The 23,192-nt window shown below is 61.8% G+C and carries 25 protein-coding genes; 15 read left to right on the top strand and 10 right to left on the bottom strand.

Annotation, left to right across the window (positions count from 1 at the left end; translation table 11 throughout):
• The first annotated feature begins 122 nt into the window (after positions 1-122).
• On the top strand, positions 123-1,550 hold the full coding sequence (gene hldE, locus J9892_RS17190; protein ID WP_052815074.1) for a bifunctional D-glycero-beta-D-manno-heptose-7-phosphate kinase/D-glycero-beta-D-manno-heptose 1-phosphate adenylyltransferase HldE: 1,428 nt from the start codon (positions 123-125) through the stop codon (positions 1,548-1,550).
• Positions 1,551-1,704: 154 nt separating this feature from the next.
• On the opposite strand, the gene tolC is transcribed toward hldE, so the two are convergent.
• Entirely contained in the window at positions 1,705-3,030 is a 1,326-nt protein-coding gene (gene tolC / locus J9892_RS17185) for an outer membrane channel protein TolC (protein ID WP_029313618.1), read from the bottom strand.
• 306 nt (positions 3,031-3,336) lie between these two features.
• Between tolC and nudF the strand changes: the two genes are divergently transcribed.
• The 12 genes from nudF to J9892_RS17125 all read left to right on the top strand — a co-directional run bounded on the left by nudF (position 3,337) and on the right by J9892_RS17125 (position 16,056).
• On the top strand, positions 3,337-3,978 hold the full coding sequence (nudF, locus tag J9892_RS17180; RefSeq protein ID WP_010672772.1) for an ADP-ribose diphosphatase: 642 nt from the start codon (positions 3,337-3,339) through the stop codon (positions 3,976-3,978).
• 99 nt (positions 3,979-4,077) lie between these two features.
• Complete coding sequence (locus tag J9892_RS17175; protein ID WP_039039758.1) at positions 4,078-4,524, top strand: DUF1249 domain-containing protein; 447 nt, start codon at positions 4,078-4,080, stop codon at positions 4,522-4,524.
• A 28-nt stretch (positions 4,525-4,552) separates the two neighbouring features.
• Entirely contained in the window at positions 4,553-5,371 is an 819-nt protein-coding gene (cpdA, locus tag J9892_RS17170; RefSeq protein ID WP_052815075.1) for a 3',5'-cyclic-AMP phosphodiesterase, read from the top strand.
• 9 nt (positions 5,372-5,380) lie between these two features.
• A complete protein-coding gene (locus tag J9892_RS17165; RefSeq protein ID WP_161470339.1) occupies positions 5,381-5,968 on the top strand; it encodes a YqiA/YcfP family alpha/beta fold hydrolase in 588 nt (195 codons plus the stop codon).
• Positions 5,969-5,970: 2 nt separating this feature from the next.
• Positions 5,971-6,594, top strand: a complete 624-nt coding sequence (locus tag J9892_RS17160; protein WP_052815077.1) for an NUDIX hydrolase — start codon at positions 5,971-5,973, stop codon at positions 6,592-6,594.
• Positions 6,595-6,630: 36 nt separating this feature from the next.
• A complete protein-coding gene (locus J9892_RS17155) occupies positions 6,631-7,035 on the top strand; it encodes a GFA family protein (RefSeq protein ID WP_039039754.1) in 405 nt (134 codons plus the stop codon).
• Positions 7,036-7,205: 170 nt separating this feature from the next.
• Complete coding sequence (locus J9892_RS17150) at positions 7,206-7,448, top strand: DUF1656 domain-containing protein (protein ID WP_039039819.1); 243 nt, start codon at positions 7,206-7,208, stop codon at positions 7,446-7,448.
• A complete protein-coding gene (locus tag J9892_RS17145) occupies positions 7,441-8,307 on the top strand; it encodes an HlyD family secretion protein (protein WP_042015437.1) in 867 nt (288 codons plus the stop codon). The genes J9892_RS17150 and J9892_RS17145 overlap by 8 nt, the downstream gene beginning before the upstream one ends.
• A gap of 1 nt (position 8,308) precedes the next feature.
• Positions 8,309-10,312: an FUSC family protein gene (locus tag J9892_RS17140; RefSeq protein WP_052815079.1), complete on the top strand. Its 2,004-nt coding sequence runs from the start codon at positions 8,309-8,311 to the stop codon at positions 10,310-10,312.
• A 113-nt stretch (positions 10,313-10,425) separates the two neighbouring features.
• Entirely contained in the window at positions 10,426-12,324 is a 1,899-nt protein-coding gene (gene parE, locus J9892_RS17135) for a DNA topoisomerase IV subunit B (RefSeq protein ID WP_210538608.1), read from the top strand.
• Between the two features lie 286 nt (positions 12,325-12,610).
• Positions 12,611-14,905: a DNA topoisomerase IV subunit A gene (gene parC / locus J9892_RS17130; RefSeq protein WP_210538607.1), complete on the top strand. Its 2,295-nt coding sequence runs from the start codon at positions 12,611-12,613 to the stop codon at positions 14,903-14,905.
• Between the two features lie 110 nt (positions 14,906-15,015).
• On the top strand, positions 15,016-16,056 hold the full coding sequence (locus J9892_RS17125; RefSeq protein WP_210538606.1) for an IS481-like element ISAs19 family transposase: 1,041 nt from the start codon (positions 15,016-15,018) through the stop codon (positions 16,054-16,056).
• A gap of 217 nt (positions 16,057-16,273) precedes the next feature.
• On the opposite strand, the gene J9892_RS17120 is transcribed toward J9892_RS17125, so the two are convergent.
• Complete coding sequence (locus J9892_RS17120) at positions 16,274-17,032, bottom strand: NYN domain-containing protein (protein ID WP_201894588.1); 759 nt, start codon at positions 17,030-17,032, stop codon at positions 16,274-16,276.
• Positions 17,033-17,373: 341 nt separating this feature from the next.
• Here J9892_RS17120 and J9892_RS17115 point away from each other — a divergent pair, with 341 nt between their 5' ends.
• On the top strand, positions 17,374-17,586 hold the full coding sequence (locus tag J9892_RS17115; RefSeq protein ID WP_201894589.1) for a hypothetical protein: 213 nt from the start codon (positions 17,374-17,376) through the stop codon (positions 17,584-17,586).
• Positions 17,587-17,703: 117 nt separating this feature from the next.
• Here J9892_RS17115 and J9892_RS17110 read toward each other — a convergent pair whose 3' ends face one another.
• From J9892_RS17110 to J9892_RS17085, 6 genes are all read right to left on the bottom strand, one after another.
• Positions 17,704-18,078 carry a hypothetical protein gene (locus J9892_RS17110; RefSeq protein WP_052814374.1) on the bottom strand — a complete coding sequence of 125 codons (375 nt, stop codon included), beginning with the start codon at positions 18,076-18,078 and terminating at the stop codon, positions 17,704-17,706.
• A 58-nt stretch (positions 18,079-18,136) separates the two neighbouring features.
• Positions 18,137-18,388, bottom strand: coding sequence for a hypothetical protein (locus J9892_RS17105; protein WP_052814375.1), 252 nt, complete (start codon positions 18,386-18,388; stop codon positions 18,137-18,139).
• Between the two features lie 221 nt (positions 18,389-18,609).
• Positions 18,610-19,512 (bottom strand): hypothetical protein, encoded by a 903-nt coding sequence (locus J9892_RS17100; protein WP_052814376.1) that lies wholly within the window; start codon positions 19,510-19,512, stop codon positions 18,610-18,612.
• An 11-nt stretch (positions 19,513-19,523) separates the two neighbouring features.
• Complete coding sequence (locus J9892_RS17095; protein ID WP_041212370.1) at positions 19,524-20,291, bottom strand: hypothetical protein; 768 nt, start codon at positions 20,289-20,291, stop codon at positions 19,524-19,526.
• Between the two features lie 12 nt (positions 20,292-20,303).
• On the bottom strand, positions 20,304-20,852 hold the full coding sequence (locus J9892_RS17090; protein WP_017778352.1) for a hypothetical protein: 549 nt from the start codon (positions 20,850-20,852) through the stop codon (positions 20,304-20,306).
• Positions 20,853-20,875: 23 nt separating this feature from the next.
• Entirely contained in the window at positions 20,876-21,160 is a 285-nt protein-coding gene (locus J9892_RS17085) for a DnaJ domain-containing protein (protein WP_024943298.1), read from the bottom strand.
• Positions 21,161-21,427: 267 nt separating this feature from the next.
• Here J9892_RS17085 and J9892_RS17080 point away from each other — a divergent pair, with 267 nt between their 5' ends.
• Positions 21,428-21,838 (top strand): EF-hand domain-containing protein, encoded by a 411-nt coding sequence (locus tag J9892_RS17080; protein WP_210538605.1) that lies wholly within the window; start codon positions 21,428-21,430, stop codon positions 21,836-21,838.
• A gap of 77 nt (positions 21,839-21,915) precedes the next feature.
• Here the strand turns inward: J9892_RS17080 and J9892_RS17075 are convergent, their stop codons facing one another.
• Positions 21,916-22,440 (bottom strand): protein disulfide oxidoreductase, encoded by a 525-nt coding sequence (locus J9892_RS17075; RefSeq protein ID WP_052814378.1) that lies wholly within the window; start codon positions 22,438-22,440, stop codon positions 21,916-21,918.
• 3 nt (positions 22,441-22,443) lie between these two features.
• Positions 22,444-23,184: a DsbA family protein gene (locus J9892_RS17070; protein WP_052814379.1), complete on the bottom strand. Its 741-nt coding sequence runs from the start codon at positions 23,182-23,184 to the stop codon at positions 22,444-22,446.
• Positions 23,185-23,192: the final 8 nt, after the last annotated feature.

The following is a 23,192-nucleotide window of genomic DNA, read 5'->3' as shown; positions in this document are numbered from 1 at the left end:
GCGAATCGCCGTCATCTGGTCAGAGGGGGCATCAGGGCACAGGGCCGTGCTTTTTTCACGCCCCGGAAAAGAGTGTGATAAAATCGGCCGCTGAATTTTTCAGGTTTTGAGAGCCGATACAGATGAAAATCACCCTGCCCGAGTTTGAAAAAGCCCGCATCCTGGTCGTTGGCGATGTCATGTTGGATCGCTACTGGCATGGCCCTACCGGCCGGATCTCCCCCGAGGCGCCGGTCCCCGTGGTCAAGGTCGAGCACATCGAGGAGCGCCCGGGTGGCGCCGCCAACGTGGCGCTCAACTCCGCCGCCCTCGGCGCCCAGGTCGTGCTGCTGGGCCTGACCGGTCAGGATGAAGCCGCCGATGCCCTCGCCAGCCAGATGGTCGGTGTCAAGGTGGCCTGTGATTTCGTGCGCCTGACCGACTATCCGACCATCACCAAGCTGCGGGTGCTGTCCCGCAACCAGCAACTGCTGCGCCTCGACTTCGAAGAGGCCTTCCACGACGTGGATGCCAGCCTGCTGATGGGCAAGGTGGAGCAGGCGCTGCCCCAGGCGGACGTGATGATCCTCTCCGACTACGGCAAGGGCGCCCTCAACGATGTGCCCGGTATGATCCGGCGTGCCCGCGCCGCCGGCATCCCCGTGCTGGTCGACCCCAAGGGGACCGATTTCGAGAAGTACCGCGGTGCCACCCTGCTGACCCCCAACATGTCCGAGTTCGAGGCCGTGGTGGGCAAGGTGAAGGGGGAAGAAGACCTGGTCGCCAGGGGGCTGGAGCTGGTCAAGCGCTTCGAGCTGGACGCCCTGCTGGTCACCCGTTCCGAGAACGGCATGACCCTGATCCGCGAAGGGCAGCCCGAGCTGCACCTGCCGGCCCAGGCCCACGAGGTCTATGACGTCACCGGTGCCGGTGACACCGTCATCTCCACCCTGGCGACTTCCCTTGCCGCAGGCAAGAGTCTGGATGAGGCCTGCGCCCTGGCCAACACCGCCGCCGGCATCGTGGTCGGCAAGTTGGGGACCTCCACCGTGAGCCCGGTGGAACTGGCCAACGCCCTCTACACCGAGCAGGAGACCGGCTTTGGCGTCATGTCCGAGGCCCAGCTCAAGGTGGCCGTCCAGGCCGCCCGTCTGCGCGGCGAGAAGGTGGTGATGACCAACGGCTGCTTCGACATTCTGCACGCGGGTCATGTCTCCTATCTGGCCAATGCGGGCAAGCTGGGGGATCGCCTGATCGTGGCGGTGAACACCGACGAGTCCGTGCGTCGCCTCAAGGGGCCGGGTCGCCCGGTCAACCCGACCGAGCGCCGTATGACGGTGCTGGCGGCCCTGGGTGCCGTGGACTGGGTGGTCCCCTTCAGCGAAGACACTCCCCAGCGTCTGATCGCAGAGATCCTGCCAGACCTCCTGGTCAAGGGGGGCGACTACAAGCCCGAAGAGATCGCGGGTTACGCCGAGGTGACCGCCAATGGCGGCGAGGTGCGGGTGCTGAACTTCGAGGACGGCTGCTCCACCACCGACATCATCAAGACCATCCGCGAGCGCGGATAAGCGTAAAACCCGGCCAAGGCCGGGTTTTTTGATGGGGCTGCCGGGTCGGTGATATGGCCGCTGCCTGGCAGGCCCCGACCAACGCACTTCCAGCGGCGAACAGAGATGAAAAAGGCGACCTAGGGGTCGCCTTTTCTCATGGTGTGCGCCTGGCTCAGGACTTCTTGGTGACCTGGGCGGCTGGCATCAGACCCTGGTTCACCTCTTCCAGATCCTTCTGCTCCAGGATGCCGGCGGCCTGCTTGAGGGAGAGGATGCTGAGGATGTAGTTGTAGCGGGCCTCGGAGAGCTTCTGCTTGGCCTGATACAGCTTGCGGGTGGAGTCCAGCACGTCGACGATGGTGCGGGTACCCACCTCGTAACCGGCTTCGGTCGCCTTCAGGGCGCTGTCGGCGGAAATGACGGACTGGCTGTAGGCGCGGACCGAGCCGATGCTGGCGTTCACGTTGTTGTAGGAGGAGCGGACCGTGCTCTGTACCGAGCGGAAGCTGCGCTCGAGCTGTTCGCTGGCGGCCACGTAGTTGAACTGTGCCTGCTTGACCTGGGAGGTGGTGGCTCCGCCGGTGTAGATGGGCAGCTTGAAGTTCAGGCCGATGTTGCCCTGATTGCTGTTGCTCTCGGGGTTGCGGATCTCGTCCTTGTAATCGTTGTAACCGGCGTTCAGGCCAGCGCCCAGATCCAGGGTCGGTTCATGACCGGTCTTGGCCAGATCGATCTGCTCCTTGGCGATGTCCTTGCCGATGCGGGCGCTGTGCAGCTCCAGGTTCTTGTCCAGGGCCAGTTCCAGCCACTTGTCGGAGTTGAACGCGGTCTTCTGCGGGCTGAAGCGATCGGTGTTGAGCACATCCAGTTGACGGTGGTCGATACCGGTCAGCTCGCGCAGGCTCTCGTAGCTGTTGTCCAGGGTGTTCTCGGCATTGATCTCGTCCGCCAGCGCCTGATCGCGCTCGGCCTCGGCCTCGTGCACGTCGGTGATGGCGGTCAGGCCCACTTCGAAGCGCTGCTGGGTCTGTTCAAGCTGACGCTCGACCGCGGTCTTGTTGGCACGCACGAATTCCAGGGTATCCATGGCCTTGAGCACGTCGAAGTAGGCCTGGGCGGTACGCAGCATCAGGTTCTGGTACTCGAGGTTGTAGGCCACGTCGGACTGGGTGGCGCTCTTCTCGGTCAGATCCAGGTTGACCCAGTTGCTGCGACGGTAGATGGATTGATCCAGGGTCACGGAGCCGGTAGCGCCCGTGTTGGTCATGGTGTCGTTCTTGTTTTGCAGGTAGTTCAGGCCGGCGCCCAGGTTGATCTGGGGCAGCAGGGCTGCACGGGATTCGTTGATCTTCTCGAAGGCCTGGTCCCGCTTGGCCTTGGATTCCAGCAGCTGGGTGTCCTTGATCTGGGCCTGTTGGTAAATATCGAGCAGGTTTTCGGCATGAGCGGCGCCGCTCACACCCAGCATCACCATGACTGACAAGAGTGTTCTTTTCATATGATAGTTTTAACCTTTTGTATCAACCCAAAGCTGTCCGCTGGATGAAGGGGGGATTGTCACCGACCAAGCTTGATTTCAGCTTAACCACTCTACTATAAGCAGATTTCATTGCGAACTGTCTCTTTTCCAGCTGCGGAAACGTCAAGGTCCGGGGCGAGTTTTCTCGGCAACGCGCCTAGCCAAATGCCCTGTGGCTGCTAAAATCCTTCCCTCATCGTCGGCGAGAGCGAGTGAATGAATGTTCATTCATGCCCCCGAATATTATGGTCAAACCAAGCCAAGTCAAGCTGGCAGGAGTCTCGAATGTCACAGCAAGCCTTGCCTCAAACCTGCCACTACTCCAGCGATGATGTGAAAATCATTGAAAAATCAGCTGGATATAATGGCTTCTTCAAGGTGAATGTCTACCGCCTGCAACACAGGCTGTTTGCCGGTGGCTGGAACGCCCCCATCGTCCGGGAACTGTTCGAACGTGGCCATGCCGCCGCCCTGCTGCCTTATGATCCGGTGCGGGACGAGATCGTGCTGGTGGAGCAGTTTCGCATCGGCGCCATGGAGACCAGCGCCACCCCCTGGCTGCTGGAGCTGGTGGCCGGCATCATCGATGAAGGGGAGACCGCCGAGGCAGTGGTGCGGCGCGAAGCGGTGGAAGAGGCAGGGATCGAGGTGGGACGCTGCGAACACGCCATCAGCTATCTGGTGAGCCCGGGTGGCAGCACCGAGCGCATCGAGGTGTTCGTGGGCGAGGTGGATGCCAGTCAGGCCAAGGGGATACACGGTCTGGCGGAAGAGGGGGAAGACATCCGGGTCCACGTGGTGAGCCGCGAGCAGGCCTATGCCTGGCTCAAAGAGGGGCGCATCGACAATGCCGCCTCCGTCATCGCCCTGCAGTGGCTGGCCCTGAATCACGGCGAGCTGCGGGCACGCTGGCTGGCGGGGCGCTGAGGTGACGCTCGTTCAGACCCGGGTCAGGTGCCCTGTGTCCGACTGGAACACTGTGCAGTGGGTCCACCCTTCATGGACCCTGATTGAGGGAGCCGCGACATGTCATTAGTCCAGAGCCCGATGAAGCGCTATGTGCCTGATTTGATGTCCTTGCAGCGTACCTGCGAGGTCAATTACATGGCGCTGATGAAACTGTTGCCGCCCGGCGGCAGCGTGGGTGCCGAGCGCCGCTATCAGGTCGGCAACGGCCTGCAGTTCCAGCTCACGGTGACCGAGGAGAGCCGCTTCACCAGCCAGGTGATCCTGGCCCAGCACAACCCCGAATTGCCGAGCTACTTGCAAGCCCGGATAGAGATTCGTTTGTATCATGATGTGCGAATGGCGGAAGTGTGTGCGGCGCAACAGATTTCAATGTTGCAACCACGTTATGATTATCCCAATCAAAAAATGCATCACAGGGATGAAAAGGAGCAGGTAAATCTATTCTTGGCCGATTGGTTGAGATTTTGTCTCAAACACGGCACCAGCCTGATTAACATCCTCTAGTCGAACCCATAAAAAAAGAAGCGTGATTTTGGAAACAGAGCTACCTCAGGCGCCGGACGGCAGTGTGCGCCTGTTACAGATTACCGATACCCATCTCTTCGCCAGTGCCGAGGGGCGGCTGCTGGCCGTGCCCACGGCGCAGAGTCTGGCCGCCGTGCTGGAGCGGGTGCAGGCCAACGAGCACCCGTTCGAGCTCATCCTCGCCACCGGGGATCTTTCCCAGGATCACAGCCCGGAGTCCTACCAGCGTTTCGCCTCCATGATGGCGCCCCTGGCCCGCCCCATCTACTGGTTGCCCGGCAACCACGACGACGGCCCCCTGATGACCGAATACCTCCATGCGGCCGGCATCAGCGAGGCCAAGCAACTGGTGGGGGATCACTGGCAGGTGATCCTGCTGGATACCCAGGTGCGCGGCAAACCCCACGGGGTGCTGGGGGATCACCAGCTGGCGGCCCTGGATCAGGCCCTGCGCCAGCATCCCGAGCGCCATGCCCTCATCGCCCTGCACCATCAGGCGGTGCCGGTGGGCTGCGCCTGGCTGGATCAGCACAACCTCAAGAATGCCGACGACCTGTTCGCCGTGCTGGCCCGCCACCCGCAGCAGAAGACCATCCTGTTCGGCCACGTCCATCAGGAGTTTGACGAGGTGCACCACGGAGTGCGGCTCATCGCCAGCCCCTCTACCTGCATCCAGTTCAAGCCGCTCTCCGACGGTTTCGCACTGGACGAATCTGGCCCGGGCTGGCGCTATCTCACCCTGCACCCGGATGGCCGGGTGGCGAGTCAGGTGTGGCGCCTGCCGCTGGGGCAGTTCGTGCCCGACCCCAATGCCACCGGTTACTGAGGCGTTGCCATGAAGCCCGTCCTGCTCTATCTGCACGGTTTCAATTCATCCCCCGGCTCGGCCAAGGCGCAGCAGATGGCGGTCTGGGTGGCAGAGAACAGGCCCGATATCGAGGTGGTGATCCCGGCCCAGCCCAACACCCCGGCGGCCGCCTGGGTGGCCATCGAGCAGACCATTGCCGATCTGCAGAGCCGTTATGGCAACGAATTCAAGCTTGGCGCCGTGGGCAGCTCCCTCGGTGGCTTTATGGCGACCCGGGTCAGCGAGCGATACGGTTGCCGCGCCGCCCTCATCAACCCGGCGGTGCGCCCCCACGAGCTGCTCTGCGACTACCTCGGCCCCCAGACCAACCCCTACAGCGGCGAACGCTATGAACTGTTGCCTGGGCACATGGACGAGCTGAGAGCGCTGGCGGTGCCGGTGACTGCTCCCGAGCGGCTCTGGGTGCTGCAACAGCAGGAGGACGAGGTGCTCGACTATCGCAAGGCGCTGGACGAATACCGCTTTGCCCGTCTCTCCCTGGAGTGCGGCGGCGATCACGCCTTCACAGGCTTCGAGCGCTACCCCGCCCAGATCGTCCGTTTCCTCGGGCTCTAGCCATGCAACCGCCGTTGGCCGCCTTCCTCGAACAGGTGCTGGCCACGGCCCAGGCGGGGCTCACCTACTCCCGGGATCCCTTCGACATCGCCCGCTTCGAGGCGCTGCGAGCGGCCACGGTGACGCTCATCGCCAGCCAGAGCGAGCTGGCTCCCGATGCCATCGGCGACTGGATTGCCCTCGACAGCGGCTATCCCACCCCCAAGCTCGATGTGCGGGCCTTCATTCAGAACGACGCGGGCCATGTCCTGCTGGTGCAGGAGCGCAGTGACGGGCGCTGGACCCTGCCGGGGGGCTGGTGCGACATCGGCGATTCGCCTGCGGACGCCGTGGTGCGGGAAGTGGTGGAGGAGACCGGCCTCGTCTGTCGGGCGGTGCAGCTGCTGGCCCTGTTCGACAAGCTCAAGCATCCCCATCCCCCGCAGCTGCCCCACGCCCACAAGGCCTTCTTCCTGTGCGAGGTGACGGGCGGCGCTCTGCTTACCGACACCGATGAAACCAAAGGGGCGGAGTACTTCCCCATCGACGCCTTGCCCGAACTCTCCCGCCACCGGGTGGTTGCGTCCCAGTTGCGCACCCTGCATGACCATCTGTCGCAGGGGCGGGGGGATACCCTGTTCGATTAACCGGTTCGCAGCCTGACACTGCGGCAAGGAGGCAGCATGATCACACGCATCGGCAATACCCCCATCCAGAAGAAACACAAGGCAAGCTGCCACTGCGGCGCCGTGGTGCTGGAGCTGACCCTGCCGGATGGCGTGGTGGATCCGCGCCGCTGCGACTGCTCCTTCTGTCGGCGGCGAGGGGCCATCGTCGCCTCGGTGCCGCTCTCCGGCATCCGCATCCTGCAAGGGGAGGCGGCGCTTCGCTGCTACCAGTTCAACACCCGCACCGCGAAACACTACTTTTGCAGCGTCTGCGGCATCTACACCCATCACCAGCGCCGATCCAATCCGGCGGAATATGGCTACAACCTCGCCTGTCTGGAGGGGGTCAACCCGTTCGATCTGGGAGAGGTGCCGACCCGCGACGGGGTGCATCACCCTGCAGATACCGTAGCCGATTGAACGCGAGGTGACTGCCCGACGGGTGGCGGGGAGGACGGGCGAGGCGTTGCCGCGTCACTCCCGTGACGACATCTCAGGGGGTCATCTGCTTGTGTAGCCCCCGCCATGGCTGTGTTAACCTTGCCCTGTCCGTCTCCCGGCGGACCCCGGCCTCTCTCTTCATTCCATCTCTGCCAACAGGGGGCACACCCGTGACGACTGCTTCAGCGCTGCCGGATCTGATCCTCGGGGCCTCGCTCTATTTTCCGCCCCTGTTCAAGGCTGTGCTGCTCGGCCTGCTGGGCTGGCTGCCGCTGCACCATCTGCTGCGGGACTGGCTCTACGGCGGCGAGGTCTGGCACCCCCTGCTGATGGATCTCTCCCTCTTCATCCTCGCCGTCAGCGGCGCCCTATGGATATTGCTACATGGCTAAATCACCCCTTGCGACCCTCAAATACTTCTCCACCCTGCTGGTCTTTGCCCTGGCGCTGGTGTCGCTCTGGTGGCTGTGGAACGACTACATGCAGGGTCCCTGGACCCGGGATGGCAAGGTGAGGGCCGAGCTGGTCAGCATCACGCCCCAGGTGTCGGGCAAGATCGTCAGGATAGGGGTCAAGGACAACCAGCTGGTGAAGACGGGGGACCTGCTCTTCACCCTGGATCCCGAGCCCTATCGCATCGCGCTGGACAACGCCAGCGCGGCCCTGGCCAAGGCCAGGTCGGATCTCGACAAGGCGGAGCACGAGGCGAATCGTCGCCAGAGCCTCTCCCGCACCGTCATCTCCGCCGAGGCGGTGGATGAATCCAGGCTCAATGCCCAGGCGATGAAGGCGGCCTATGAGGTGGCCCAGGCCAATCTGGAGCAGGCCAGATGGTCCCTTGCCCGGACCGAGGTCCATGCCGCGAGCGACGGCTACATCACCAATCTGCAGGCCAGGGTCGGCAACTACGCCACCGCCGGGGTGCCCCTGGTGGCCCTGATAGACACCCACTCCTTCTATGTGCAGGGCTATTTCGAAGAGACCAAGCTCAGGCACATCGCCCCCGGCAAACCGGCCGAGGTGGTGCTCTACAGCGGGGATCGGGTACTCAGGGGGGAGGTGGAAAGCATAGGGCGCGCCATTCACGATCAGAGCCTGGAAGGCAGCGAGGGGCTGCTGCTCGACGTCAAGCCGAACGTGCCCTGGGTGCGTCTGGCCCAGCGGGTGCCGGTGCGGATCAGGCTGCTGGCGATTCCCCCGGATCTGGTCTTGATCGCGGGCACGACCTGCACCATCACCATAGGGGACTAGGGTGATCCCCTCGCTCTGGCGCCAGACCCCCTGGGGCAAGGCCAACGGCGGCCAGTGGCGCTACGCCCTGCGCAATGCCCTGGCCATGTGCCTGTCGCTCTGGCTGGCGTTCGTGCTGCAACTCGACTCTCCCTACTGGGCCATGACCTCCGCCGCCGTGGTGAGCTTTCCCACCGTGGGGGGCGTCATCAGCAAGAGCCTGGGGCGAGTGGTGGGCAGCCTCATCGGCGCCATGGCGGCGGTGATGATCACCGGCCTTGGCATCGGTGATCCCTGGCTCTTCAGCCTGCTTATCGCCCTCTGGCTGGGGGGTTGCACCTACATCTCCAACCACCATCAGAACAACGTCTCCTACGGTTTCGCCCTGGCGGGCTATACCGCCGCCATCATCGCCTTCTCCTGCGTCAACCTGACCGACCCGCAACATATCTTCGACATCGCCCAGGCCCGGCTGAGCGAGGTGATCGTCGGCATCCTCTGCGGCGGCCTGATGATGATGATCCTGCCGAGTTTCTCCGATGGCGAGACCCTGCTGGACTCCCTCGGCAAGAGCCAGACCCGGCTGCTGGAACATGCCCAGCTGCTCTGGCTCGGGGAGACGGGCGCCGATGTGCGCACCGCCCACGAGGGGGTGATCGGTCAGATCCTCACCCTGAACGTGCTGCGCATCCAGGCCGTCTGGAGCCACCACCGCCTGCGCCGCCACAACCAGTTGCTGAACTATCTGCTCCATCGCCAGCTGGGGATGGTCAGCCTCATCTCGGGGCTGCGCCGCATGCTGCAACACTGGCCAGAGGACGCAGTCGACCCGGCCCCCATGCTGGCCGCCGTGCTGCGGGAGCTGGGACAGGGGGGCTGCGACAAGCTGCGCATCGCCCGCCTGATGGCGCCCTTCGTGGCCCGTTCGGGGGACGATTATCGCTGTCAGGCCTTCTGGCTGCGGCTGCGCCACTTCTGCTGGAGCTACCTGGAGTGTCAGCGCTGGCTGGAAAGGCTGGCCCGCCACGATGGTCAGGAGTGGCCGGCGCCGCCGCGCCACAGCTCTCTGACCAGCCACACCGACGGCCTGGAGGCGGCCTACAACGGGGGGCGTACCTTCCTCTGCGTGATGCTGGGCTGCACCTTCTGGATCCACACCCAGTGGGATGCGGGCGCCGCAGCCCTGACCCTGCTCGCCATCTGCTGCGTGCTCTATTCCGCCACCCCGGCCCCGGCCAAGGGGGCCCAGACCATGCTCAAGGCCATCGTGCTGCTCAGCTTTATCTGCTTCGGGGTCAAGTTCGGGCTGATGATCCGCATCGACGACTTCTGGATCTTCTGCTCCCTGCTGTTCCCCGCCCTCATCACCCTGCAACTGCTGAAATTGCAGCGCCCCCAGGGGGCGGCGCTCTGGGGCCAGCTCATCGTGCTGCTCGGCTCCTTCCTCGCCATCACCAATCCGCCGAGCTACGACTACCTCGCCTTCGTCAACAGCAGCCTTGCCCAGGCACTGGGAGTGATGAGTGCAGGGCTGGCGTTCCAGCTCCTGAGGCCCAGCTCGGATCGGCGCAAGAGCCGCCGCCTGATGCATCGTCTGCGGCGGGATTTCGTGGACCAGCTGGCCCCGGCCCCGCATCAGAGCGAGGGGGAGTTTGAATCCCGGGTCTATCACGCGGTGAGCCAGCTCAGCCAGAGTCAGGATCAGGGGGCCCGGCTCTGGGTGCTGCGCTGGGGCGTGGTGCTGCTCAATTGCAGCCATATCGTCTGGCAGCTCAGGCTCTGGCGCAGCCGGGATCCGGCCCTCTATCTGGTGCGGGACGGCTGTCTGCGCTGCCTGAAAGGCATTCTGACCGAAGGGGGCGTGCAGCACGAGACCCTGGGGCGCACCCTGGCGGAGCTGGACCGCATCAGCCAAGGGCTGGGGGAACATGCAGACCCGGCGGCCCGGGCACTGGCGGGACTGGTGTGGCGACTCCATTGCTCCCTCTCCCAGCTTGTGCAGGCCCTGCCCGGGGAACCCGCCTGATCCCGTGCGGGGAGGCCGGAGCCCCTCTGGATCACCCTTTGCGAGCGCCCCATTTGTCCCGGGCCCTCCTAGCGAGTAAGATTCCCCCCAAACGTCAATTCGCAAGGCCCTCCATGTCCACTCAATACAATGCGGATGCCATTGAGGTCCTCAATGGCCTTGAACCGGTGCGTCGCCGCCCCGGCATGTACACCGACACCACCCGGCCCAATCACCTCGGCCAGGAGGTCATCGACAACAGCGTCGACGAGGCGCTGGCGGGTCACGCCCGCAATCTGGAGGTGATCCTGCACGAGGATCAGTCCCTCGAGGTGATCGACGACGGTCGCGGCATGCCGGTGGACATCCACCCGGAGGAAGGGGTCTCCGGTGTGGAGCTGATCCTCTGCAAGCTGCACGCGGGGGGCAAGTTCTCCAACAAGAACTACCAGTTCTCCGGCGGCTTGCACGGGGTGGGGATCTCCGTGGTGAACGCCCTCTCCGATCGGGTCGAAGTGACTGTGCGCCGGGACGGCCAGGTCTATGACATCGCCTTCGAGCGGGGCGAGAAGGTGTCTGATCTGACCATCACAGGCACCTGCGGCCGTCGCAACACCGGCACCCGGGTGCGCTTCTGGCCGGAGGCGCGCTACTTCGATTCGCCGCGCTTCTCGGTTTCCAAGCTGGAGCACCTGCTCAAAGCCAAGGCCGTGCTCTGCCCGGGCCTCACCATCAAGTTCCTCGACAAGAACACCGGCATCAAGTTGGAGTGGTGCTACGAAGACGGCCTCAAGGATTACCTCATCGATGCGGTCAAGCAGTTCACCTGCCTGCCGGAGCAGCCCTTCGTCGGTTCTTTCAGCTCCGAGCAGTCGGCGGTGGACTGGGCCCTGTGCTGGTTGCCGGAAGGGGGCGAGTGCCTCGCCGAATCCTATGTGAACCTCATTCCCACCGCGCTCGGTGGCACCCATGTCAACGGCCTGCGCCAGGGGCTGCTCGACGCCATGCGCGAGTTCTGCGAGTTCCGCAACCTCTTGCCCCGCGGGGTCAAGCTGACCCCGGAAGACATCTGGGATCGCTGCGCCTACATCCTCTCCATCAAGATGCAGGACCCGCAGTTTGCAGGGCAGACCAAGGAGCGACTGTCGTCCCGCCAGAGCTCGGCCTTCGTGTCGGGCGTGGTGAAGGATGCCTTCAGCCTTTACTTGAACAGCAACACCGAACTGGCCGAACAGCTGGCGGAGCTCTGTATCTCCAGCGCCCAGCGCCGGATGCGCGCCGCCAAGACGGTAGTGCGCAAGAAGATAACCCAGGGCCCTGCCCTGCCCGGCAAGCTCACCGACTGCGGCTGCGCCGATCCCATGCAAGGGGAGCTCTTCCTGGTGGAGGGGGACTCCGCGGGCGGCAGTGCCAAGCAGGCTCGCGACCGCGAATTCCAGGCCATCATGCCCCTGCGCGGCAAGATCCTGAACACCTGGGAGGTGGAGGCCGGTCAGGTGCTCGCCTCCCAAGAAGTGCACGACATCTCGGTGGCGATCGGGCTCGACCCCGACTCCGACGACCTCAGTGGCCTGCGCTACGGCAAGGTGTGCATCCTGGCGGATGCCGACTCGGACGGTCTGCACATCGCCACCCTGCTCTGCGCCCTCTTTGTGAAGCACTTCCGCGCCCTGGTGGAAAAGGGCCATGTCTATGTGGCCATGCCGCCCCTCTATCGTATCGACATCGGCAAGGAGGTCTTCTACGCCCTCGACGAGGACGAGAAGAACGGCGTGCTGCAACGGGTCGAAGCCGAGAAGAAGAAGGGCAAGGTGATGGTGACCCGATTCAAGGGGCTGGGTGAGATGAACCCCAAGCAGTTGCGGGAAACCACCATGGATCCCAACACCCGCCGCCTGGTGCAGCTCACCATGGGCGCGGAAGGGGAAGATGGGGACGAGACCCTGCAACTGATGGACATGCTGTTGGCCAAGAAGCGCGCCGGTGATCGTCGCGAATGGCTGGAAGAGAAGGGCAACCTCGCCATCATCTAAAGCGAGTCGCAAGTACCCCGGCCCTCCCCTTCGCAAGGGGAGGGGGCCAAGCCTCTCCTCCCCCTCCATGAGGGGGAGGGGGCCAAGCCTCTCCTCCCCCTCATGGAGGGGGAGGTTGGGAGGGGGTCTTGTGATTCACCGTCGGCCCCCTGCCGACCCGCATTTCCGGCGTGCCCTCTGAGGGCGCGCCATAGCAAGAGAACAACCTTATGAGTGATGCTATCGAGCTCAGTCTGTTGGATGAAGTAGAGCGCCAACCAGCTCCCGAACCGAAAGAGATAATCACATGAGTGATGCCATCGAGCTCAGTCTGGACGGGGTGGAGCGCCAGCCAATGCGCACCTTTACCGAGCAGGCTTACTTGAACTACTCCATGTACGTCATCATGGATCGGGCCCTGCCGCATATCGGCGACGGCCTCAAGCCCGTGCAGCGGCGCATCATCTACGCCATGAGCGAGCTGGGTCTGTCGGCGCTGTCCAAGCACAAGAAATCCGCCCGTACCGTGGGTGACGTGCTGGGCAAGTACCACCCCCACGGCGACAGCGCCTGTTACGAAGCCATGGTGCTGATGGCCCAGCCCTTCTCCTACCGCTACCCGCTGGTGGACGGTCAGGGCAACTGGGGTGCGCCGGACGATCCCAAATCCTTCGCCGCCATGCGTTATACCGAAGCGCGGCTGTCGCGCTTCTCCGAGCTGCTGCTCTCCGAGCTGGGCCAGGGCACGGTGGAGTGGACGCCGAACTTCGACGGCACCATGAAGGAGCCTGTGGTGCTGCCCGCCCGCCTGCCGCACATCCTGCTCAACGGGGTGACTGGTATCGCGGTGGGGATGGCGACCGATATCCCGCCCCACAACGCGCGGGAAGTGGCCCACGCCTGTGTGGAACTGCTGGACAACCCGAACGCCGGCCTGGATGCCCTGATGGCCCATGTGCAGGGGCCGGACTACCCGACCAATGCCGAGATCATCACGCCGCGCGACGACATCCGCAAAATCTACGAGACCGGCAAGGGTTCCATCAAGCAGCGGGCGGTGTGGAGCGAAGAAGATGGCGACATTGTCATCACCGCGCTGCCCCATCAGGCCTCAGGCGCCAAGATCATGGAGCAGATTGCCGCCCAGATGGTGGCCAAAAAGCTGCCCATGGTCACCGATCTGCGGGATGAATCGGACCACGAGAACCCGACCCGTCTGGTGATCGTGCCGCGCTCCAACCGGGTGGATGTGGAGGGGCTGATGGCCCACCTGTTCGCCACCACGGATCTGGAGAAGAACTACCGGGTCAACCTCAACATCCTGGGTCTGGACAACCGGCCCCAGGTCAAAGACCTCAAGACCATCCTCACCGAGTGGCTGAGTTTTCGCCGTGAGACGGTGCGCCGCCGCCTGCAGTATCGCCTCGACAAGGTGCTGGCCCGCCTGCACATCCTCGAAGGTTTGCTCATCGCCTATCTCAACATCGACGAGGTGATCGAGATCATCCGCACCGAGGAGGAGCCGGGCCGGGTGATGATGGAGCGCTTCAACATCAGCGAAACCCAGGCCGAGGCGATCCTCGAGCTCAAACTGCGCCACCTGGCCAAGCTCGAAGAGTTCAAGCTGCGCGCCGAACAGAACGAACTGGCGGAAGAGCGCGACAAGCTGGAACTGATCCTGGGTTCCGAGCGCCGTCTCAGCACATTGCTGAAGAAAGAGATCCTGGCGGATGCCGAGAAGTACGGCGACGATCGCCGTACCCCGCTGGTGGAGCGCGCCACCGCCGTGGCCCTGACCGAGAAGGAGCTCACCCCGAGTGAGCCGGTGACCGTGATCCTCTCCGACAAGGGCTGGGTGCGCGCCGCCAAGGGTCACGACGTGGATGTGGAGGGCCTCTCCTACAAGGCGGGGGACGGTTATCTGGCCCACGCCCATGGCCGTAGCAACCAGCAGGCGGTGTTCCTCTCCACCCTGGGGAGAACCTACTCGCTGGAGGCTCACACTCTGCCGTCGGCCCGCAGTCAGGGCGAGCCGCTCACCGGCCGCTTCGCGCTGGGGGCCGGCGAAGAGGTACGCCATCTGGTGATGGGCAATGAAGGCGAGCCGTACCTCATCTGTTCCGACGCCGGTTACGGCTTCGTCTGCAAATATGACGACCTGATCGGTAAAAACAAGAACGGCAAGGCGCTGCTGACCGTGCCGGAAGGGGGCATCGTCATGGCGCCCCAGAGGATAGGCGCGCCGGACACGGATCTCTGCATGGCCATCTCCAACGAGGGGCGCATGCTGCTGTTCCCGCTCAATACCCTGCCGGTACTCGGCAAGGGCAAGGGCAACAAGCTCATCAGCATCCCGTCGGCGCGCGTCAAGGCGCGGGAGGAGTTTATGGTGATGGCCGCCGTCATCCCCCAGGGCCAGTCGGTCACCCTGTTTGCCGGCAAGCGCAAGCTCACCCTAAAACCAGCTGATCTTGACTACTACCGCGGCGAGCGCGGCCGCCGTGGCGCCAAACTGCCCCGCGGTTTGCAGCGGGTCGATCGCATCGAGATTGAACCCGTCGCCGGCGCCGAGCCGGCAGCCGGGGAAAATCAGGAAGGGTAATTTGTATGGAGATGGTATTTACCTGACAGTTGCCCACAAAAGGGAGTGGTCATACGGCTTCAAACCGGATAACAAAACGGTACCCCTACCGTGTTATCCGGAGTCACCGTATGACCACCAACGAGAAAGTAGCACGTCGTAAACTCAGCCTGCTAGAGCTCGCCAAAGAGCTCAATAACGTCAGCAAAGCCTGCAAGCTCATCGGCTACAGCCGCCAGCAGTTCTACGAGATTCGCCGTAACTACCAGACCTATGGGGCTGAGGGCTTGCTCGACAAACTCCCCGGCTGTAAAGGGGCGCATCCCAACCGGGTCGCTCCCGAGATTGAACAGGCTATCCTCGATTACTCTCTCACCAGACCAACCCATGGCCCGCTGCGGGTCGTGCAAGAACTGGCTTTGCAGGGTATCAACGTCAGTGCAGGCGGTGTGCGTGGCGTGTGGCAACGTCATGACTTGCTCTCTAAACACGACCGTTTGTTGCGCCTCGAGAAAACCCACCGGGAGCAGACCATTGAACTCAATGACGAGCAAATTCGCCTGTTAGAGCGCTTCAGCCCCGAGTTTCGCGAACGCCAGATTGAGGTCCACTACACCGGGGAACTGGTGGCGGTCGACACCTTCTTCGTCGGTGCACTCAAGGGGGTGGGCAAGGTGTATCTGCAAACCGTGCTCGATTGCTACAGCCGCCACGCCTGGGGACGGCTCTACACCAGCAAGCTGCCGGTGACGTCGGTCCATGTGCTCAACGAAACGGTGCTGCCGTTCTTCGAGGCTCATGAGGCACGGGTCTATACCATCCTGTCGGACAATGGGCGCGAGTTCTGCGGGCGCCCTGACCATCATCCCTACGAGCTGTTCCTGCAACTGGAGGGGATTGAGCACCGGACCACCAAGGTACGCAGGCCGCAGAGCAACGGCTTTATCGAGCGGCTACATCGCACCCTGCTGGATGAACACTTCCGTATCAAGGGGAGGACGACCTGGTATGAATCAGTGGAGCAGATGCAGACAGACCTGGACAGCTATCTGGATCACTACAACACCCAGCGGCCACATCAGGGCAGGATGATGGAGGGTCAAACCCCCTACAGCATGTTCAAAAAGGGTCTGAAATTGATACCGAAGGAAGTGCGCTCTAAAGTAGCGTAAACAAGACACCGGTTTGAGGCCGGTGTCAGGTGATAACTAGATCTGTACAGGTAATTAATAGAGAAGGGAGCGAATAAATCGCTCCCTTTTATAATTTATTTCTAGTAGTTAATGGATTCATAAATCCAACCTACAAAATTAAATCATGGCATGATCGCCTCAAACTCTGCTCTCTCAACAAAATATTGGTGAGCAGTCACATCGAATAAAATTTCAACTAGGATATATTCCTAGGTCGATAGGCTACGATATTAACCCCTCCTTTACCCTTATATCTTGTCATTTCGAATATATCTATTTTTGAAATTAGCTCTGGAGTTTTGCTTACTCCATAAGTTCGAGGGTCAAAATCTGGCTTTAACCTTTTTAGCAAGCCTCCCACTGGGGCTACATTTGCCCAATTTTCTGTATCATCCTCTTTATATTGAAGCCAACCCTGTAACAAAGCATCGATTATTTCCTGAGGAATTTTTTCGTTATCTGTAGAAGGTGAGACATTAACAAGACCGGTATGTATTATTGAAGGGATTGGTTCACCGAGGTTTTCTGTGAAAATAAAGTCATCACATGAGTTTCTAAATGATATAGGAGTTTTCTTTTCTCCAACGCCAAAAACATACATTTCTGATTCACGCAACCGAGATGCTAACTTTGTGAAGTCGCTATCTGAAGATATAATTGCAAAAGCATCGTATTTTTCTGCGTATAGTAAATCCATTGCATCAATGATTAATGATGAATCAGTTGAGTTTTTTCCAGTGGTGTACGCAAATTGTTGAATCGGTTGGATAGCTAACTCATTGAGGCTTGTTTTCCAATTTTTAAGATATTCACTTGACCAATCACCATAAGCTCTTTTGGTTATTACATGTCCATGTTTTGATATTTCATCAAGAATAAGTTTGATTTTCGAATACTGTGCATTGTCCGCGTCAATGAGAACAGCTATTTTTTTCTGATCATTTAAATCTTTCATGTGTAGCCTTTAATTCTAATTGAAGTTGGTAGGTTGGCTTAAATTGACGAAGCCCGACATCTGAAAACAAATTAATATTTTTGATAACTTATCAGAACCGAATGGTTCTTTTCGTGATCCGTGCTGAATTTTGCTACACGAAGGGATGCAGGTCTGCTTAGCCAAGCAAAATCAGACGTTCGCGAAAATAGGCTTCCACTGTCCTGTTGCAACCCCTCTTATCTCCCTTTTTTCCAATCACCACGGGGCCAATGGCGTGGACGATTACGCTTCGCTAATCGACCCTACTCGCCTCTGCTCGCTAAGCTTAAAGGGATCAGCACAGTGCCAGGAGGCCAATCATGGAGATCGACAAAGCCATCGGGCTGATCGAGGCCCACGGGGTCTTTCACGGGGATCACTACAGCTTCAACAGCGGCGAGTTCGTGCAGTGGTGCCAGGAGGATACCCACCAGACCCTCAGCCTGGAGCAGGCCAATCACGATCTGGCGCCCTTCTGCATCCGGGTCGGTTACGCCGAGCCGGTCCGGTCGTGGCGTTACTATCTTACCTGAGCTCACCCGAGGGGTGACGCAGAGGGCGGGACGAGCCGCGCGATGCGGTGAGTCAGTAACAAAGGAGCCGGCAAGGCTCCTTTCTTGTGATGGGCAGGGCGAAGGCGGGGAGTGGCCCTAGTTGTCGACGTTCCAGGCAATGGGCAGCTCAAGATCGAATATCAGCTGATCCCCGTCGAGGGTAAAGGCCAGGCTGGTCTGGTGCTGGTCGTATTCATCGATAAGACGGCAGCTCTCGGCGAAGTTGGATTCGTAGCTGAGGCGCGCACTGCCGCCGGTGTTAGCCCCGTCGAGTTCCACCCCCAGTACCCGCAGCGGGTCTTTCTGACTGAGCTTGACCCGGCTGTCCCCCACGTCCACCAGCCGCTCCAGCAGGGGGAAGAAGTCCTGCTTGTTCGCCTCGATGGCCCGAGTGATGGCCTGCTCCAGCTCGGCGCGGCTGGCAAGGGGGCCATCCAGCGTGTAGCGGGTCTGTATCCTCTCCTGGGTCATGCTCTCTACCTCTCTGGTGTTGCCGGCGGGGGCCTTAGTCCTGGCTGTGATGGGGCGCTCAGGCGGGAATGCGGCCATTGCGCACCAGGGCCCGGCGGATGTTCTTGCACATCTTGCCGAAGTTGTAGAGCTCGTCGAAGGTGGGCAGGATGCCGCGATCGATCTGATATTGCCAGTAGCAGAGGTCCGTATCCACCAGCTCCATCAGCTTCTTGGGGCAGCCGATGCAGGTGTTGTCAGGTCCGCACTTGAAGGTATCCGGCTGATAGAGCGGAAACTCCGCCTTCACGGCGTCGATGATCTGTTGCATCGCGGTGATCCTGTCGGGCTTTCTGCTCACGGCCTTGCTCCCCGGCTCTGGTATGGGGGAGTGATTATATCCCTGTCAAAAATGTGGCCAATGACGCTTACGGGGTAGTTTTCTGCCGAGATCGGTGTTCACGGCCAGGGCTTGTGTTGAAAACGGGGCGCTGGATAGCACAACGCCCGGCAAGCCGGGCGTTGGAATACGCAGAAGGGAAAGGCCCGTCATCAGAAGTCGTGGTAGAGGGGCCAGCCGAGCAGGGGATGCTTGAGACCGGCGCGCATCTCCATGTTGTCGAGCTTCTCCGGGGAGGCGTCCTCTTTTTGCAGCTGCTGGTACTGGCGCACAAACCCCAGGGTGTGCAGCAGGTTCGGCACGAAGCCCGGGCTCAGCTCCTGGCGCAGGGCCGCGGCCATGTCGGCGGGCAGCTCACTCAGCATCAGGGCGAGCTGGGTGGCCAGATGGTCGGTGTCGAACCAGGCCTCGTCGAGGGCAATCTCTCGCGCCAGTCGGCGTTTGAGATCCTGCTTCACCTTGAGGGGGGCGGCGCCGCTGCCCTTGCCGCAGAGGATGCGATAGAGCAGCGCCTCGGCCAACTTGTCCTCCATGGTGGGGTGGTCGCTCTCGCTGGCGAAGAAGTGCTGGTCGATCAGCCCCATCAGGCGGCTCTTGTTGTGCTCGGTCAGTGCCTTCTCGTACTCCTGCCACCCTTGCCACTCCTCAATGTCGGGGGGGCTCGAGATCTTGTCCAGCAGGCGCGCATCCACGTCACCGTAGAGGCTGTTGCCAGCCTGCTTGGGGCTGACGGTGATGAGCATGGACCAGCCCTTCTGGAACGGCTTGATGGGGCCTTCCGGCGCCAGCAAGAGCGCCAGCGCCTTGGCCGGATCCCGCTGGGAGAGCTCCTGCAACCCCAGGCTCACCACGCCGATGACGTCGTGGGCGGCCTGCTCCAGCAGGTGCATCTTGTACTTGTTGTAGTACTTGTCGGCGAATTTCAGGCTCATCAGCACCGCCTTGCCCTTGATGGCGGCGAGCTGCTGCTGACTCAAGAGTTCATTGTCGCGGCCAAAGCGCAGCACCTGGGTGAGATAGGGGCCCTGGTTGGCATCGCGAATGACTAACTGCATGAATGGGCTCCTTAATCCAGAAAGCTGAACATGTCGTCGACGTCGCCGTACTCGTCTTCCTCGACCTTGTTCTTCTCTTTGGCCTGCATCACCAGCTCGGCGGCAAACTTGTTGATAATGCCGTCCCAGGTGGAGTGCTCATTGCGCAGCAGCGACTTGATGGACTTCTCCACCTCGGGGGCCAGCTCGCGGATCAGCATCAAGAGGCTGCGCGGGTCGTCCAGGGCGTAGTCGTGGACATCCTCGCTCTGCTGGCGTTCGCTGTAGCGCAGGGACTCTTCGAGATCTTCCTCTTCGGCGTGCAGCACGTCGCGATAGCCTTCCTCCTCTTCATAGCGATCGCCGCGATAGAACTCGATAAAGGGGATGGCGAGGTAGAAGAGACCGGCCGGATCCTCGGCCACGCACTCGAGGATCTCCCGCTGCTTGGCTTCGCTCTCCTGGGTGCGGATCAGGTAGTTGAGGAAGTCGAAGGTGTGCTGTTGCAGCTCGTCGGCGTTGTTCTTGATCGCCTCTTCCCAGTAGAGGGGCTGCTGGCAGACGATGTCGCGGATCCGCTCCGGGGTCATCAGCTCGGAGATGATGGAGGGGAAGGAGATGTCGTGCTGGCCGTTGATCTGGGTCAGGGTAACGATATCAATATTTTCAATGACTTCCGCCAGCTGGTCGTCAGACATGGTCTTGGCGATCAGCTCGAACTTCTCGCTGGCCTGCTTCGGCTCGATGACGGCCAGCTCTTTGATCTCGATGGCGGTAATTTCTATCAGACTGTTGCTCATGCCTTGCCCCAATTAGAAACGGACTTCGTCGTACATATCCTGCTCGCCCTGGTCGTCGCCATAGCGATCGCGGCGGCCGCCGCCGTGGTAGTCGGCGTCGGCATCTTCCCCGTCATCTTCTTCCTCGTCGCGCAGCTCGTAGTCGTCATCGGCACGGTGGCTGCCGCGCGGCAGCGGGTTGTCGAGCAGGAACAGCACGGCGCAGGCTTCCATCAGCTGATCTTCGCTCTGGGCCCGCACCGCCTTGACCAGCGGCAGGGCGGCGTTGTTGAAGCCGACGCTCACCTTGAACTCGTCCCAGGAGGGCTGCTCGCCGCTGGCGAGCCACTTGTTCCACTGCCCCTTGGCCTTGGCCGGGAACTGCACCCGGCCATAGAGGGCGAGCGGCAGGTATTCGGGCATGAACTCCAGCATGCTCATGTCGGCCAGCAGCAGGGCCTTCATCTGGTCGGTGAACTGCTCGAGCCCCTTGGGGTCGTCCTGATCCCGGTAGGATTCGATGTTCTCGCTGGCATCGCTTTGCAGGGCCTTGAGCCGTGCCTGGTCCCATTTTTTTTGCATAGTTGCTCTTCTTGCCTGGTGGCTCAGGGGTAGAACTGGTCCCACATCTCCTGCATGGCAGCAGCAGGATCGGTCACGATGACGTTGTTGAAATCCTTGATAAAGGCGGCCCGCTGTTTCGGATCGGACAGCACTTCATAAGCCTGCTTTACCTGGTGCAGCCGGGCGGCTGCCTGCTCTTTCTCTTCTTCGCTCGCCCCGTGCAGCTTGTCGGGGTGGTACTGGTTCGACAGCCGTCGATAGGCTTTTTTGATGTCGTTTTCACTGGCATTGGACTTGACGCCCAACACCCGGAAGTAGTTGTTCATGACGGATCCTGCCTCACTGGCATGGTGGAATTCATCCTGTGTCGACCTGGTGGCGGAACGTCGGCAAACCAGGCTCGGCAAAAACCGGAGATTTTAACGGAAAGCCGGCGCCTCTGCCATGAAAGTGCGGTCTTTCTGTACGAAAAGAGCGGGCGGTGCGAGATGGCGGCGGGGCTACACTGGCAGAGGGGGGCGGCAGGCCCCGGCGTTGCCCGGCCCCCTCTTGTCCGAACCATCCGGATTCTGCCGTCACAAGGAGTCATCGCCATGGTCAAGTCCGCGTTTTTCGTGCTCGCGCTGGCAGGCAGTGGCGCCTCTGCCAGCGACATATTGCCCGCCTCGCCGCTGATGGGGGATGTCACCAGGGCCCAGTTCATGGAGCGCGCCGCCCAGCGCTTCGCCTTGCAGGACAAGAACGGTGACGGCGTGCTGTCGGTTGCCGAGAAAGAGGCCAACCTGGCAAAGCTGGCTGGCGTGATGCAACAGGCTGGCAAGCCGGTCCCGGAGCGGATGAGCCAGCTCAAGCCGTCGCGGGAGACCACCGGGGCCCAGTTCATGGCGCGGCAGGAGGCGCTCTTCTCTCGCCTGGACAAGAACGGTGACGGGGTGATCGGGGAGTCTGAGCGTCTCGACATCAAGGCCAATCTGGAGAAGCGGGCGATGGAGGCCGCCCAATAGGGCGGGTTGTCAGCCCTCCGATGAAAAAGAGCCCGGTAGCGATACCGGGCTCTTTGCATCTCTGGCATGAAGGGGGGCTACCAGCTTGCCCAGAGCAGCCGCAACCTGAGCCCCCAGGCGCTGCTCCAGCCGGTGGTGCTGCTCACCAGAGCCCCATCCTTGATGACGAGGAAGGTCGGCGTCACCCCCACCTGCCAGCGGGCGGCCAGATCCCCGGACTCGTCGTTGTGGGTGGGGAAGGTCAGCCCCTTCTTCGCCATCCCGGCGCGCAACTGGTCATCGCTGCCGGAGCGCAGTGCCACCGTCAGCACATTTTCACCCTCCTGCCAGAGCTGCTCCACCGTGGGAGTGGTGAAGCGGCACACCCCGCACCAGCTGGCCCAGTAGTAGACCAGCAGGGGCTTGCCGCGGCTCTGCTCGGTCAGAGTGGTGGTGGTGCCGTCCTGCAGGGTGAAGGGGGCCTCCATGGCCCCCGCCGGCAGCGTGGGGCTGCGCCACAGATCCACCAGGGTGGTGATGACAAGCGCCATCAGCAGCAGCCAGAGCGCCTCCTTGCCCCAGCGGCGCCAGCGGGGGGCCTTTATGCCTGCATCCTCGGCCATGGCTTAGCTCCGCTTGGCCAGCTCGGCTTTGACCAGCTGCTCCAGCTCGTCATAGGGAATGGCACCTGGCACCAGCTGGTTGCCGATAAGGGTCGCCGGGGTGCCTTGCACGCCGAGCAGGGTGCCGATGCGCAGGCTGTTGCGCAGCTCTTCGGTGGCCTTGCCTGCGGGCTTGAGGGTCAGGTTGTCGGTGGCGGCCAGCGCCTTGTTGATGTCCGTCTCGGTCAGCATCCCCTGCTTGCTCATGAGCTTGTCGTGCAGGGGGAGGAAGCGGGCAGGATCCTGTTGCCACAGGGTCAGGCTGTACTGGGCCGCCTTGGCGGAGGTCTGCCCCTTGAACGGCAGCAGCTTGATCACCAGCCCCAGATCGTCGGGATAGGCCTCGAGCAGCCGGGTCAGCTGGGGATCGAACTGCTTGCAGTAGGGGCAGTTGTAATCGGTGAACAGCACCAGGGTCAGCTTGGGGTGCTTGGCCCCGAGGCGCGGGCTGGTGGCGCTGTTGAACAGCACCTCCTGGTTGCCCTTGATGAAGTCGCCGAGCTGGGCCTGCTGGGTCGCGGCGTTCTGCTTCTCCCAGGACTCAGCGGCCTCGTCCAGGATCTTCGGGTTCTGCACCAGAGTCTCACGAATGAGCTCCTTGATGCGGGCCTCCTGCTCCGGGGTGAAGGGGGCGGCGTGCAGCAATGGGGCGCTCAGGCCGCCGGCAACCAGGGCGGTACACAGGGTCAGGGTACGCAGGTTCATGGCATTCT

This window comes from Aeromonas sp. Prich7-2 (assembly GCF_017939255.1).
Lineage (GTDB): Bacteria > Pseudomonadota > Gammaproteobacteria > Enterobacterales > Aeromonadaceae > Aeromonas > Aeromonas caviae.
Note: the sequence above shows the minus strand (reverse complement) of the source record. Positions and strands in the feature narration are given on the sequence as shown.